General features: G+C 40.0%; 14 protein-coding genes, 2 tRNA genes and 2 rRNA genes. 15 read left to right on the top strand and 3 right to left on the bottom strand.

The genetic code is table 11. The features are described from left to right. The first annotated feature begins 147 nt into the window (after positions 1-147). The 8 genes from rrf (ACIQXN_RS17885) to tsaD all read left to right on the top strand — a co-directional run bounded on the left by rrf (ACIQXN_RS17885) (position 148) and on the right by tsaD (position 3602). Positions 148-263 (top strand): 5S ribosomal RNA (gene rrf / locus ACIQXN_RS17885). A gap of 31 nt (positions 264-294) precedes the next feature. Beyond that, positions 295-368 (top strand) — tRNA-Met (locus tag ACIQXN_RS17880). Positions 369-534: 166 nt separating this feature from the next. Then, positions 535-650, top strand: a 5S ribosomal RNA gene (rrf, locus tag ACIQXN_RS17875). A gap of 31 nt (positions 651-681) precedes the next feature. Continuing rightward, a tRNA-Met gene (locus tag ACIQXN_RS17870) sits at positions 682-755 on the top strand. A gap of 211 nt (positions 756-966) precedes the next feature. Then, the gene (gene tsaE / locus ACIQXN_RS17865) at positions 967-1419 is read left to right on the top strand and encodes a tRNA (adenosine(37)-N6)-threonylcarbamoyltransferase complex ATPase subunit type 1 TsaE (protein ID WP_402969656.1); all 453 of its coding nucleotides are present in this window, start codon (positions 967-969) and stop codon (positions 1417-1419) included. After that, entirely contained in the window at positions 1419-2111 is a 693-nt protein-coding gene (tsaB, locus tag ACIQXN_RS17860; RefSeq protein WP_402969653.1) for a tRNA (adenosine(37)-N6)-threonylcarbamoyltransferase complex dimerization subunit type 1 TsaB, read from the top strand. Before tsaE ends, tsaB begins: the two co-directional genes overlap by 1 nt. A gap of 25 nt (positions 2112-2136) precedes the next feature. After that, the gene (gene rimI, locus ACIQXN_RS17855; RefSeq protein WP_402969674.1) at positions 2137-2589 is read left to right on the top strand and encodes a ribosomal protein S18-alanine N-acetyltransferase; all 453 of its coding nucleotides are present in this window, start codon (positions 2137-2139) and stop codon (positions 2587-2589) included. After that, on the top strand, positions 2586-3602 hold the full coding sequence (tsaD, locus tag ACIQXN_RS17850) for a tRNA (adenosine(37)-N6)-threonylcarbamoyltransferase complex transferase subunit TsaD (protein ID WP_402969650.1): 1017 nt from the start codon (positions 2586-2588) through the stop codon (positions 3600-3602). The genes rimI and tsaD overlap by 4 nt, the downstream gene beginning before the upstream one ends. A 261-nt stretch (positions 3603-3863) precedes the next feature. Here the strand turns inward: tsaD and ACIQXN_RS17845 are convergent, their stop codons facing one another. Continuing rightward, on the bottom strand, positions 3864-5783 hold the full coding sequence (locus tag ACIQXN_RS17845) for an ABC-F family ATP-binding cassette domain-containing protein (RefSeq protein WP_402969647.1): 1920 nt from the start codon (positions 5781-5783) through the stop codon (positions 3864-3866). 134 nt (positions 5784-5917) lie between these two features. Here ACIQXN_RS17845 and moaC point away from each other — a divergent pair, with 134 nt between their 5' ends. Continuing rightward, positions 5918-6415 carry a cyclic pyranopterin monophosphate synthase MoaC gene (moaC, locus tag ACIQXN_RS17840; protein ID WP_402969644.1) on the top strand — a complete coding sequence of 166 codons (498 nt, stop codon included), beginning with the start codon at positions 5918-5920 and terminating at the stop codon, positions 6413-6415. Positions 6416-6450: 35 nt separating this feature from the next. Beyond that, positions 6451-7110 carry a redox-sensing transcriptional repressor Rex gene (locus ACIQXN_RS17835; RefSeq protein ID WP_402969641.1) on the top strand — a complete coding sequence of 220 codons (660 nt, stop codon included), beginning with the start codon at positions 6451-6453 and terminating at the stop codon, positions 7108-7110. Between the two features lie 29 nt (positions 7111-7139). Here ACIQXN_RS17835 and ACIQXN_RS17830 read toward each other — a convergent pair whose 3' ends face one another. Both ACIQXN_RS17830 and ACIQXN_RS17825 read right to left on the bottom strand, forming a co-directional pair. Continuing rightward, positions 7140-7352, bottom strand: coding sequence for a YdiK family protein (locus ACIQXN_RS17830; protein WP_402969638.1), 213 nt, complete (start codon positions 7350-7352; stop codon positions 7140-7142). Continuing rightward, entirely contained in the window at positions 7349-8071 is a 723-nt protein-coding gene (locus ACIQXN_RS17825; protein WP_402969635.1) for a CPBP family intramembrane glutamic endopeptidase, read from the bottom strand. Before ACIQXN_RS17825 ends, ACIQXN_RS17830 begins: the two co-directional genes overlap by 4 nt. Before the next feature lie 329 nt (positions 8072-8400). On the opposite strand from ACIQXN_RS17825, the gene groES reads away from it, so the two are divergent. The 5 genes from groES (at position 8401) to ACIQXN_RS17800 (ending at position 13112) form a co-directional block, all read left to right on the top strand. Beyond that, on the top strand, positions 8401-8685 hold the full coding sequence (gene groES, locus ACIQXN_RS17820) for a co-chaperone GroES (protein WP_402969632.1): 285 nt from the start codon (positions 8401-8403) through the stop codon (positions 8683-8685). Positions 8686-8746: 61 nt separating this feature from the next. Further along, positions 8747-10378, top strand: a complete 1632-nt coding sequence (gene groL, locus ACIQXN_RS17815) for a chaperonin GroEL (protein WP_402969629.1) — start codon at positions 8747-8749, stop codon at positions 10376-10378. Positions 10379-10885: 507 nt separating this feature from the next. After that, positions 10886-11512, top strand: a complete 627-nt coding sequence (locus ACIQXN_RS17810; protein WP_402969626.1) for a T7SS effector LXG polymorphic toxin — start codon at positions 10886-10888, stop codon at positions 11510-11512. Between the two features lie 62 nt (positions 11513-11574). Next, complete coding sequence (locus ACIQXN_RS17805) at positions 11575-12648, top strand: HNH/ENDO VII family nuclease (protein ID WP_402969624.1); 1074 nt, start codon at positions 11575-11577, stop codon at positions 12646-12648. 14 nt (positions 12649-12662) lie between these two features. Next, positions 12663-13112 (top strand): SMI1/KNR4 family protein, encoded by a 450-nt coding sequence (locus ACIQXN_RS17800; protein ID WP_402969621.1) that lies wholly within the window; start codon positions 12663-12665, stop codon positions 13110-13112. Positions 13113-13308 lie beyond the last annotated feature (196 nt).

Here is a 13308-nt window from a genome sequence, read left to right as displayed (position 1 = left end):
GATGATCAGGTTGATAGGTCAGAGGTGGAAGCGTGGCGACATGTGGAGCTGACTGATACTAATAGATCGAGGACTTAACCAACGCTTTTTGAAAAATGAACACCTTCTGGTATTATCTAGTTTTGAAGGAACAACGTTCCTGATATGTTTGGTGGCGATAGCGAAGAGGTCACACCCGTTCCCATTCCGAACACGGCAGTTAAGCTCTTCAGCGCCGATGGTAGTTGGGGGTTTCCCCCTGTGAGAGTAGGACGCCGCCAAGCTATACCTTTTATAATGTACCATTTATACCGTCGCGGGGTGGAGCAGTCCGGTAGCTCGTCGGGCTCATAACCCGAAGGTCGCAGGTTCAAATCCTGTCCCCGCAATCATGAAAAACGAAACGATGTTTCGTTTTTTTTATTAAATCCAGTTGTATATCTTTCAATAACTAAGGCATACTAATGGATAGATATTCATCAACTTTATAAAAAAACTTGCTTTTTCTTATAAAGTCGTGTATAGTAATATAAGTCTTAAAGAAAAGTAATAATGTTTGGTGGCGATAGCGAAGAGGTCACACCCGTTCCCATTCCGAACACGGCAGTTAAGCTCTTCAGCGCCAATGGTAGTTGGGGGTTTCCCCCTGTGAGAGTAGGACGCCGCCAAGCTATACTTTTTATAATGTATCATTTATACCGTCGCGGGGTGGAGCAGTCCGGTAGCTCGTCGGGCTCATAACCCGAAGGTCGCAGGTTCAAATCCTGTCCCCGCAATCATGAAAAAAAACGAAACTAATGTTTCGTTTTTTTTGTTTTACCTGAATTTCATCTTATAATATCCATAACTTATTTGTTTCTTCTTTTGAAAAAAGGTACACTACATATAGAATCGTTTTTTTAGAATCAAATTAAATGGAATTATATTATAGGATATTCTTTTAACTTGCTTGCACTATCTTATAAGAATGATAAAGGTGACTGATATATGCAACATTTCGAATGGACTTCTCAAAATGAGGAAGAGACAGCGCATTTTGCACAGAAATTGGCTAAAAGGCTTTGCAGTGGAGATGTGCTTGCTTTAGAAGGCGATTTAGGGGCCGGAAAAACGGCATTTACAAAGGGCCTTGCTAAGGGGCTGGGAGTCTCACGTACGGTGAACAGCCCTACTTTTACGATAATAAAGGAATACAGTGGTCGCATACCCCTGTATCATATGGATGTATATCGGGTAGGAGAGTCCGAAGAGGATTTAGGTTTTGATGAATATTTTGATGGCGATGGAGTGACGGTTGTGGAATGGGCTCATTTAATAAAAGACCAACTCCCGGAAGATCTTCTAACCATTAATATTTATCGTCTTGGAGATACAAGCCGCCGATTTGTTTTGGAAGCACGAGGCGAACGGTATGTTATGTTATGTAAGGAGATTATTTAATGAAGGTTTTAGCTATAGATACATCGAACTTTACCTTAGGGGTTGCTTTAATAAATGGAACCCAAGTAATTGGGGAGTACACTACGAATTTAAAGAAGAACCACTCCGTTCGAGTGATGCCTGCAATTGAGTCATTATTAAGGGACTGTGATACAACCCCGAAGGAATTGAATAAAATTGTTGTCGCCGAAGGTCCTGGATCTTATACAGGAGTTAGAATTGGCGTAACGATTGCAAAGACATTGGCTTGGACACTTAAAATCCCATTATCGGCTGTATCTAGTTTAGAAGTTTTAGCAGCGAATGGACGTTATTTTGACGGTTTGATTTCGCCATTATTTGATGCTAGACGAGGCCAAGTATATACAGGGTTATATGAATTTGATGAGGAAAACTTAACAACGGTCATGGAAGATTGCAACATGTTATCTTCTGAGTGGGCGATGAAGTTAAAGGAAAGCAACCGGCCCGTATTGTTTGTTGGTCAGGATGTTGATATTCATCGTGAGACAATCGCAGAAGTACTAGGGGATTTAGCTGTTTTTGCTCCTGTGCAAATGTATAACGCGAGACCAAGCGAACTTGCTTTTATCGGATTGAATAAGGATGAAGTCGATATACACCACTTTGTACCTAACTATATTCGTATGGCCGAGGCTGAAGCCAAGTGGCTTGAACAGCAAGGTAAATAAAATAATAGGAAAGCGACCGATGATTATGAGCAAAACCATGACGTTTCGGATGATGAAAACGGAAGATATCGAACAAGTGTTGAACGTTGAAAAACAGTCTTTTACTTTGCCTTGGACCCGGGAAGCTTTCTTTAATGAATTGAATCATAACGAATATGCTGTTTATTTGGTCATTGAGGATGATGGGAAAATTGCTGGTTATTGCGGAGCCTGGGTTGTCATTGATGAATCGCATATTACCAACATTGCCATTTTACCCGAATACCGGGGGCAAAAGCTTGGCGAAGCCCTCCTAAGAAAAATGATAGAAATCTCGATCAGTATGGGAGTGGTGCGGATGACGCTAGAAGTTCGTGTCAGTAATGCTGTAGCCATTTCCCTTTATGAGAAACTCGGTTTTCAAAAGGGCGGAATACGTAAAAGATATTATACAGACAATCAAGAAGATGCTTATGTTATGTGGGTGAATTTAAGATGAAAAAAGATCAATTGATATTGGGTATTGAAACGAGCTGCGATGAGACTGCTGCAGCCGTCATTAAAAATGGGACAGAGATACTAAGTAATGTTGTGGCTTCACAAATAGAAAGCCATAAACGATTTGGTGGAGTCGTTCCCGAAATTGCGTCCCGTCACCATGTAGAGCAGATCACTATCGTACTGGAAGAGGCTTTGCTTCAGGCTGGTGTGTCATATGAGGATTTGGACGCTATTGCTGTCACGGAAGGCCCTGGGCTAGTGGGAGCCTTGTTAATAGGCGTTAATGCGGCCAAGGCTGTCGCTTTCGCTCATGGTATACCACTCGTTGGAACGCACCATATTGCCGGTCATATTTACGCGAATAGACTGGTACAAGAAATACAGTATCCTGCCCTTTCTTTAGTCGTATCGGGAGGACATACCGAATTGGTGCTGTTAACTGAGCCTGGTTCCTTTCAAGTAATTGGGGAGACAAGAGATGATGCGGCAGGTGAGGCATATGATAAAGTAGCAAGAACCCTTGGTCTTCCGTATCCTGGAGGCCCTCATATCGATAGGCTTGCCCAAGAGGGGACGCCATCCTTGAAACTGCCAAGAGCTTGGCTAGAAGAAGGAAGCTATGACTTTTCTTTCAGTGGCTTGAAATCGGCTGTCATTAATACGTTGCATAATGCAGAACAACGTGGCGAAAATATTGAGCCTCAGGATTTAGCTGCAAGTTTCCAAGCAAGTGTTATTGAGGTTCTGGTGACGAAGGCCGTAAAAGCTGCTAAGGAATTCGAAGTGAAACAAGTGTTGCTTGCTGGAGGAGTCGCGGCTAATAAAGGGCTACGAGAAGCTCTAACGGATGCTTTTGCAGACTTATCTACGGAGCTTATCATTCCTCCGTTACACCTTTGTACGGATAATGCAGCGATGATCGGTGCTGCTGGAAGCATCATGTTCGAAAAAGGGAAACGATCAGGGCTAGATTTGAACGGAAACCCTGGATTGGATATAGAAGTTTTCTAATGAAGGCAAGATACCGAACTTGGTATCTTGTTTTTATTTTTATATAAATTAACAGATATTGTGGATAAAGTTTTTTTACTATTCAAAATACCTGTGTATAAATAGTAAATATGTGGATAAGTGGATAATGTTTTGTGGATAATGTGGGTAAACTACAATAATGTTGATGTAGTAAAGCTTGAAATGTGTATAGGTCTGTGGATAACTAAGTTGGATTTTTCATAATAAAAGACTGAGTCAAAAATGACCCAGTCTTGCATCTTATTCTTCTAATTCTGCCCATTCTTCTAAGTACTGATCAAGTGTTTCCTTTGCTTTATCCAGCTTTGTCTGTATGTCCAACACTTTTTCGTGATCTTGAAAAACAGCCGGGTCACATAGAAGGTCATTATATTCGGTAATTTCCTCTTCTAACCGTTCCATGGCTGATTCGATTTCCTCGATACGGCGTTTTCGCTGGCGTTCTGCTTTTTTAGATTCTTTGTCTATTTTATAATTCGTTTTTTCAACGTTTATTTCAACGGTTTTTGTCTTACCTTGTTGTTCTAGAGCTTCAATTTCAGCTTGTTCTTGTTTTTTCTCTACATAGTAATCATAATCACCGAGGAACTCTTCGTTTCCGTCTTTCGAAAGCTCTATAACCTTTGTGGCAATCCGATTGATGAAATACCGGTCATGAGAGACAAAAAGGATAGTTCCAGGATAATCAATCAAAGCGTTTTCAAGGACCAGCTTACTCTCTAAGTCTAAGTGGTTTGTCGGTTCATCGAGAATCAAAAAGTTTCCTTTTTCCATCATCATTTTTGCTAAAGCTAGACGGGCTTTTTCTCCACCGCTTAGGGTAGAAACGGTTTTTAAGACATCATCCCCGCTAAAGAGAAAATTGCCGAGTACTGTGCGGATGTCTTTCTCAGGCTTAGTCGGATAATCGTCCCACAATTCATTCAGCACACGTTTATTGGAAATGAGATTGGCCTGCTCTTGATCGTAATAACTGACCTCCACATTAGTTCCAAAGCGGAATTCCCCAGCAATTGCAGGAAGCTTCGAGATGATCGTTTTCAATAATGTCGATTTACCGACACCGTTCGGTCCGACGAGGGCAATACTTTCCCCTTTAGTCATCCGCGAGTTAATATTCTGGGATACTGTTTCTTCATTATAACCGATGGCTAAGTTCTGAAGGTGAAGCACTTCATTGCCACTTTGTTTTTCTATTTGGAAGGAAAAGTTGGCGGATTTTTCATCACCCTGAGGCTTGTCCAATACGTCCATTTTTTCCAGCTGTTTACGACGGCTCTGCGCTCTTTTGGTTGTCGATGCTCTCGTGATGTTTCGTTGCACGAAGTCACGCAGTTTTTCTATTTCTCCTTGCTGCTTTTCGAATTGCTTCATTTCCCGTTCGTAGTCCTCAGCTCTCCTTTCCAGGTAGGAGCTGTAATTGCCATAGTACTTTTTCATGTTATTCCGTGAGATTTCATATACCTGATTGACAACTTTATCAAGAAAATAGCGATCATGGGATACAATAAGAACAGCACCCTGATAGCTTTGCAAATATTGTTCAAGCCAAGAGAGCGTCTCTATATCCAGATGGTTCGTAGGCTCATCGAGTATTAATATATCCGGTTTCTTTAAAAGTAACTTCCCTAAGGCAAGGCGTGTTTTTTGGCCGCCACTCAGCGTGGAAATCAAGGTAGAGTGATCAAAGTCCCCAAATTGAAGACCATGTAATACGGAGCGGATATCCGCTTCATATTGATACCCGCCCTGTTCTTTAAAGGTGACCTGTAGGGCGTCATATTCACTCAGCACTTTTTGGTACCGCTGTTCATTTTCAAATGTTGCCGGATCGGCCATGGCAGACTCTAGCCGCCGTAGCTCTTTTTCTTGACCCATCAGTTTTTCGTATACGGTCAGCATTTCATCCCAGATGGAAAGTTCCGATTCCAATCCAGTATCCTGGGCCATATAACCGATGGTAACGTCTTTTGGCTTGATGATCTCACCGCCATCGTGCGAAATCTGACCGGCTATAATTTTTAGCAAGGTCGACTTTCCGGCTCCGTTTCGGCCGACTAAGGCAATTCGATCTTTATTTTGAACTTCAAGCTTCATATTTGATAAGATTAGCTCAGCACCATAATATTTCGATAGTTGATTGATTTGTAATAGAATCATGGATTTCACCTCAATTGATTATTGTTAGTGTAACGTATTATAGTATTTAACGGCAACAGCTTTGGTTTTAAAGGTGAAAAACATGCTGTTACATAATGTAGGATAATAGTGTATGATTTAGGAGGGGTAATTTTATGAGCGATTTAACGCATTTTAATGAGCAAGGCAGAGCCAAAATGGTTGATGTGAGCACGAAGCCAGAGACAATCCGGACGGCGACAGCTCAATCCAGCATCTTATTGAACGAAGAAATATATGGTAAAATAACGAATCAAGAAATGAAAAAAGGGGATGTATTGGCGGTTGCACAGGTTGCTGGCATCATGGCCAGTAAAAATACATCCAACATCATTCCGATGTGTCACCCTATTTCCCTGCAAGGTGTCAATATCGCCTTTGATTGGGAAAAAGAAGAACAAGGTTATAGGCTGAAAATTGAAACACAGGTTAAGACGAAGGGTAGTACAGGTGTCGAAATGGAAGCGTTAACAGCAGCATCTGCAACCGCTTTAACGGTTTATGACATGTGTAAGGCACTGGATAAAGGAATGGTAATCGGACCTACATTTTTAGTGGAGAAAACAGGTGGAGTGTCTAGTAGTGATTACAAGAGGCAGCTAAACCAAATGTAAAAGTTTTAAAGCATGTATAAAGGCGGGGAAGAACAATGAACCATGACCCAAAGATACCGCAGGCGACGGCTAAAAGGTTACCCTTGTATTATCGATTTTTAAAAAACTTACATTCTTCAGGTAAACAAAGAGTCTCCTCAGCAGAGCTAAGCGAAGCTGTAAAAGTAGATTCAGCAACAATCCGCCGTGATTTTTCCTATTTTGGAGCGCTTGGAAAGAAAGGCTATGGCTATAATGTCAATTATTTATTGTCTTTCTTTAGAAAAACATTAGATCAAGACGAGCTGACTAAAGTAGCCTTGATTGGGGTAGGAAATTTAGGAACTGCATTTTTAAATTATAATTTCATTAAAAACAATAATACAAAAATAGAAATGGCATTTGAAGTTTCTGAAGATAAAGTCGGAAAGAGTATTGCTGATGTGCCGATTCACCATATGAACCAAATAGACACGCTTTTGCAGGAAAATAATATCACTGTAGCCATTTTGACAGTGCCTGCCCAAGAGGCGCAGACGATTACCGATCGTTTGATTAAAGCCGATATTAAAGGAATATTGAACTTCACCCCAGCCCGTCTGACTGTACCCCCATCGATAAGGGTCCATCATATTGATCTGGCGGTAGAACTTCAATCATTGATTTATTTTTTAAAGCACTACCCAGTAGTGGAAGAAGCTGTTCTAGAAGAATAAAAAACACGCTGCGAAAACGCAGCGTGTTTTTACTTTTTATTATTCTTTTGTATGGACTTAATTTTAAAGTGGATTAAAATCATGCGTAACCCCGATCCTAAGTCAAGGGTTGCAATCAATACAAGGATATAGGCGAAAAATCCCCATCCTGATGAATTGACCGTCTGGATGGCAATGGTCGTAAAAAGAATGCCTAAGCCAGCGTATATGATACCGATGAATAATGGTGACTGCCGTTTCATAATAAACCTCCGATAATGGCTTGAGCGGTACCTGACAATTTCTCGATGTCTTCTCTATATGCCACCTGAAGGATGATAACAAGAGTGTTCATAGCAACATGTGCGGCTATGGACACGAGAATACGACCCGTTTTTGCATATAAGAAGGCAAAGGTGAAGCCCATGGCTGCATATAAAAGAAGGTGTTCGAGTTCACCATGCGCCAAGCCGAAAATAACCGAGCTGAGTAAAGCCGAAATGAAGAAATTAAAGCGTTTATAAAGTGAACCGAAAATAATTTTCCTGAAGATAATCTCTTCCAAAATAGGGCCAATTACAGACGTTACGAAAATGACCATCGGCACTTTAGAAATGAGTGAAACGAGATTTTGTGTATTCTCGGATTCACCCTTCACCCCAAGCATCGTTTCAATGTTCGCAGCGATACTTTGAGCGAAAAAGGCCAGGAAAACACCTGCGATTGCCCAGAGGATGGATGTGGGAATCGACGCCTGTTTAAGGTCTATATTCTCCTTTATATCTTTTCTCAATAAAAATAGAATCACCAGTAGGGCTGCAAGAAAACTGAAGACAATCCAGTAAGCGATCGCTTTAACCTCGAGTTCATCATTCGGTATCCCCATTGATGATCCGATCACCATGAAAATCGGCTTTCCGACTACACTGGATAATTGCATGGCTATGTAAGTGATGATGACGAACCAATATTCTTTTTTCAAAAACGAAAACTCCTTTTACTATGTCCGCCATTAATTTTAGAGTCCTGACATGGGGACATTCTATAAACGTATACTTAAAAGGTATCAAAAAATGGACCGTAATACCACTTATAGGTATGCAAAATGGGGCCGTTTTAAAAAAACGCAAAAAGATTCATTATACTGAAGTAGTATACCCATAATTTATCAAAAATTAATAAAAAAAATTCAACAAGATACTTGCAAAAAGGGCTCAATTTATTTAATATTATAAATGTGTTAGCACTCGGTGTTGATGAGTGCTAATAAATCAGGCAATTGATTAAGAGAAAATGAGGAGGTTGTTTCACTTGTTAAAACCATTAGGTGATCGCGTTATTATTGAATTAGTTCAATCTGAAGAAAAAACGGCAAGCGGTATTGTTCTTCCTGATACTGCAAAAGAAAAGCCACAAGAAGGTAAAGTCGTAGCGGTTGGTACGGGCCGTGTTCTTGAAAATGGCGAACGTGTTGCTTTAGAGGTTGCCCAAGGCGATCTAATTATCTTCTCAAAATATGCTGGTACTGAAGTTAAATACGAAAATAATGAATACTTAATCTTACGTGAAAGCGATATCTTAGCTGTAATTGGCTAATTATACATCATACTTAACTGAACGAAAATTTTTCTTAAAATGATTAGGGAGGTACTTATACATGGCTAAAGAAATTAAATTTAGTGAAGAAGCTCGCCGTTCAATGCTACGTGGTGTTGACGCTCTTGCAGATGCAGTAAAAGTAACGCTTGGACCAAAAGGACGTAACGTGGTTCTTGAGAAAAAATTCGGTTCACCGCTTATTACCAATGACGGTGTAACAATCGCTAAAGAAATCGAATTAGAAGATGCTTTCGAAAACATGGGTGCGAAATTGGTTGCTGAAGTAGCAAGCAAAACGAATGACGTAGCTGGTGACGGAACGACTACTGCAACGGTTCTTGCGCAAGCAATGATCCGTGAAGGTCTTAAGAACGTAACAGCTGGTGCGAACCCAATGGGTATCCGTAAAGGGATGGAAAAAGCGGTTAATACTGCGATTGCAGAATTAAAAGCCATTTCTCAACCTGTTGAAAACAAAGAATCGATTGCACAAGTTGCCGCTATCTCTTCTGCTGATGAAGAAGTGGGTCAATTGATTGCAGAAGCTATGGAACGCGTGGGTAACGACGGCGTTATCACAATCGAAGAATCTAAAGGTTTCACAACTGAATTGGACGTTGTAGAAGGTATGCAATTCGACCGCGGATATGCGTCTCCTTACATGGTTACTGATTCAGATAAAATGGAAGCCATTCTTGAAAATCCATACATCTTGATCACTGATAAGAAAATCACGAACCTTCAAGAAATCCTTCCTGTACTTGAGCAAGTTGTACAACAAGGAAAACCACTATTGTTGATTTCTGAAGACGTTGAAGGCGAAGCGCTAGCAACTCTTGTTGTGAACAAACTTCGTGGAACATTCAATGCAGTGGCAGTTAAAGCTCCAGGTTTCGGTGACCGTCGTAAAGCCATGCTTGAAGACATCGCAGCTCTTACAGGCGGCGAACTGATCACAGAAGAAATCGGCCTAGACCTTAAATCTGCAACAATCGATTCTTTAGGACGCGCTTCTAAAGTCGTTGTTACAAAAGAGAACACAACAATCGTTGAAGGTGCTGGAGACACAGCTCAAATTCAAGCTCGTGTAAACCAAATCCGTGTTCAATTAGAAGAAACTTCTTCTGAATTCGACCGCGAAAAACTACAAGAACGCCTTGCTAAATTAGCTGGTGGTGTAGCCGTGATCAAAGTCGGAGCAGCTACTGAAACAGAATTAAAAGAACGCAAACTTCGTATTGAAGATGCATTGAACTCTACTCGCGCTGCTGTTGAAGAAGGTATCGTAGCCGGTGGTGGTACAGCTCTTCTAAACGTATACAATAAAGTGGCAGAAATCGAAGCAGAAGGCGACGTAGCAACAGGCGTGAAAATCGTTCTTCGTGCAATCGAAGAGCCAATCCGTCAAATCGCTCACAATGCTGGACTTGAAGGATCTGTAATCGTAGAACGCCTTAAAGGCGAAGCAATCGGTACTGGCTTCAATGCCGCTACTGGAGAATGGGTGAACATGATCGAAGCGGGTATCGTCGATCCTACTAAAGTAACTCGTTCAGCTCTACAAAACGCTGGATCTGTTGCGGCTATGTTCTTAACAACAGAAGCAGTCGTTGCTGACAAACCAGAACCTGCTGGCGCTGCTGGCGGCATGGGAATGCCTGACATGGGCGGAATGGGCGGCATGATGTAATAACTCATTTTTGAGAACTGGTTAACCCCATTTTTCGTCCGAATGAGAAGCAGTTACGCTAACTAATAATAAGTAAAATATAGACTACTTCCTCTAAAAAGGGGAGGTAGTCTTTTTTGTGGTTAAAATTTGCGTGCCAAGATTTCTTAGAAGATAGGCAATTCAAAAATAATACAGAAGCAAGTATTAAAAATTTCAAAATGTTGCTAGAACAATTTATAGATTATTGTATTAATCAAGAAGTGGTGAATTTATAGGTCATACATCTATGCAGGCGAAATCGTATTTAATGATGTTCGGGATAAAGGGAATAAAGCTGGGACGTTTAATACGAAACTCCTTAGGAGGGACTATAGCTAGCGTTAGGGCTTATTATTCGTTAGAAGCTCAATTGTAATTAGTAACCATGGGCATGTTCTAAGCAATCACTCATTGAAAAAAGTAGGAAATATCCTAAAATATTACATAACCATTATTTTACAAAGGATTATTGAAAGGATCTAAATTATGTCATTGATTTTTGAATCTAAAACACTTGTGAATGCAATGGAATTACGTGTTGAGCAATACAAGGATTTAAAAGAACAACTCACGGGTTTAAAGAAAGAATTTAATGGTATCGTGAACCTGGATGACGAATTTCAGGGCCAAGGTGCGTCTGCCATTAAGGGTTTTTATAAAGCGCAAGTGGATGTAGTAAATGCATGGATAGGTTTGATTGACCGTCACATCGCCTTTTTTAGTAGCATTCCAGGAGATATTATCGAGGCCGACCTTGATGAAAGTATTGTTACAGTCCCTTTTTTAGAAGAAGAGTTAGTAACGGCTAATCATAATGCTAAGGAAATGGTCCGCGCTCAGAAAATGGACTTGAAAAAAATCTTGGAAGGGATTCATGATATCATCCAATTAGAGCCCTTTTCCGATGAAGGTTTTTTAGAAAATATGGAGAAGGCAGAAAAGGGAAGGACTAAAACGATCAATAAGGTTCATAAACTAGACCATAAATGGACCACAGAATATGCTGAATCCGAAGAGGATCTGGATTGTATAGTTTCCCTCATGCAACAGTTGAAGGAATCTAGTACAAGGGGTGGGGAGACATCTCCTTTATATTTTAATTCATCCTCTTAAAAAATAGCGAAGTTTTTAAAAATGTCGAAGTAAGAAAAAAAGAGAATGAAGAATATCTGAAAGTGAAGAAAGAGGAAGCAGAAAAACGTCTGATGAAAGACTTGAAAGCACAGCTTGATTCCGTTACAGATCCAGATAAGTTCCTCAAAATAGCTAATAAGATTGGGTATGAAAATTTAGAACCTAATCAACAGCAATATGCTATACAATTAGAGACAAATAGACAAACGACAGAGATTGCAAAAGGAGTGGGAGTAGGCCTTTACGATGCAGGAAAAGACTTTGTAGTCGGAACGTGGAATTTTGTCACAAATCCAGGAGAGAGCCTTAAAGGAATGGCCAATTCTATCGTCCACCCTGTTCATACCTATGAATATATTTCCAAATCTATCAAAGACTCCTACGAACGTGACATGGTAAATGGTGATACTTATTCACGGGCTCACTGGGTCTCCTATGCAATAGGAACAGTGGCAACCTCAGTAGTAGGAACTAAAGGCGCGGGAACTGTCACTAAAACCGGGGTAGCAACCACCAAAACGGCTGCAGTGAAAGGAACTGTGAAGGCGAAAGAATTACCTGGTTCTATTGCTAATCTTTTGCCATACAATCCTAGAAACCAACTAGTAATGGCTGGAGGCGTCCCTTATAATGCAGTAAATAGTGCGGGGTTAAAAGAACAGCTAATCTCAATGGCGAGAGTAGAAACTGAAATTAATGGTAAGGGTACGGGTAAAAAGTATAAAAACTATAAAGCTGTGGAATATACTGGGGCAACAAAGGTTAATAGAGAAGAAAGAGATATTAGCAGACGGGTTTTTCAAAGAATTGATATCGATTATAAGAGAATCGATCCTGAATCTGGAATGACAAATTTTCAATTAATGAAAAAAGGAAGAGCACCGATTTGGAAAGATGGAACGATTATAGAACTTCATCATTTAATCCAAAGAGAGCCAGGATCAATGGTAGAAATTCCTGCAAGTATGCATGATGAATATAATAAAATTTTGCATGGGTTGGTGGAGAATGGCGGGAGCTTTAGAAATGACCCTGTATTAAAAAAGCAATATGATAACTTTAGAAGTAAATATTGGAGATGGCGAGCTAAACAAATAGATAAAAGTGATTTGTAAAGGAGGAACCTTGATTGAATAAAGAGGAATTATTACACTTTATTAATGAAAATAAGGAATCAGATGACTTTACAGGTGGAGTAGATGAAAGTCAAATTATTTCTATCCAAAATGTGCTAGGGGTGGAACTACCAGAAAGTTATAAGTGGTTTTTAACTACATATGGTTCTGGTGGGTTATATGGAGTTAATATTTTAGGGGTGGCTAATTCTAATAGAGCTACTGTTGTTGTTAATACAAAGAGATATAGAGATTTAGGAATGGACAAAGATTTAGTAGTTATTGAAGATGCTGGAGAATATGCTTATTGTCTATATATCAGTGAGATGGAGAATAACGAGTGCCCGGTAATAGCGTGGAATAGACCAGGGGGGCTTGATGACTACTATACAGCAAAAGATTTTTATGAGTTTTTTTCACAAAGGTTGTTGGATGCAAAAGAAGCATGGGAGGAAGATTTTTAAGATGGATAAATAAAAAGAAATTATAAATGAAATGGCTTATAATCACCAACCCTTGATGGATGTAGCATCAAGAGTTTGTATAATGATATTTTGTTTATAATAGATTGCCATGCGAGATGCCGTTTTAATCTAATGGAGTATTTTATGTTGCTAACTGTAAAGCGCTTGATTGCCTATTAGGTAACTGGTGTTTTTC

This window comes from Peribacillus sp. NPDC097295, from assembly GCF_044761665.1.
In the GTDB taxonomy this organism is placed as follows: Bacteria; Bacillota; Bacilli; order Bacillales; family DSM-1321; genus Peribacillus.
This window is presented reverse-complemented; position numbering and strand designations above follow the sequence as displayed.

Excerpts from the sequence above, each read along its gene's own strand:
- tsaE (WP_402969656.1), top strand. The coding sequence starts at position 967 with ATGCAACATTTCGAATGGACTTCTCAAAATGAGGAAGAGACAGCGCAT.
- tsaB (WP_402969653.1), top strand. The coding sequence starts at position 1,419 with ATGAAGGTTTTAGCTATAGATACATCGAACTTTACCTTAGGGGTTGCT.
- rimI (WP_402969674.1), top strand. The coding sequence starts at position 2,137 with ATGAGCAAAACCATGACGTTTCGGATGATGAAAACGGAAGATATCGAA.
- tsaD (WP_402969650.1), top strand. The coding sequence starts at position 2,586 with ATGAAAAAAGATCAATTGATATTGGGTATTGAAACGAGCTGCGATGAG.
- ACIQXN_RS17845 (WP_402969647.1), bottom strand. The coding sequence starts at position 5,783 with ATGATTCTATTACAAATCAATCAACTATCGAAATATTATGGTGCTGAG.
- moaC (WP_402969644.1), top strand. The coding sequence starts at position 5,918 with ATGAGCGATTTAACGCATTTTAATGAGCAAGGCAGAGCCAAAATGGTT.
- ACIQXN_RS17835 (WP_402969641.1), top strand. The coding sequence starts at position 6,451 with ATGAACCATGACCCAAAGATACCGCAGGCGACGGCTAAAAGGTTACCC.
- ACIQXN_RS17830 (WP_402969638.1), bottom strand. The coding sequence starts at position 7,352 with ATGAAACGGCAGTCACCATTATTCATCGGTATCATATACGCTGGCTTA.
- groL (WP_402969629.1), top strand. The coding sequence starts at position 8,747 with ATGGCTAAAGAAATTAAATTTAGTGAAGAAGCTCGCCGTTCAATGCTA.
- ACIQXN_RS17810 (WP_402969626.1), top strand. The coding sequence starts at position 10,886 with ATGTCATTGATTTTTGAATCTAAAACACTTGTGAATGCAATGGAATTA.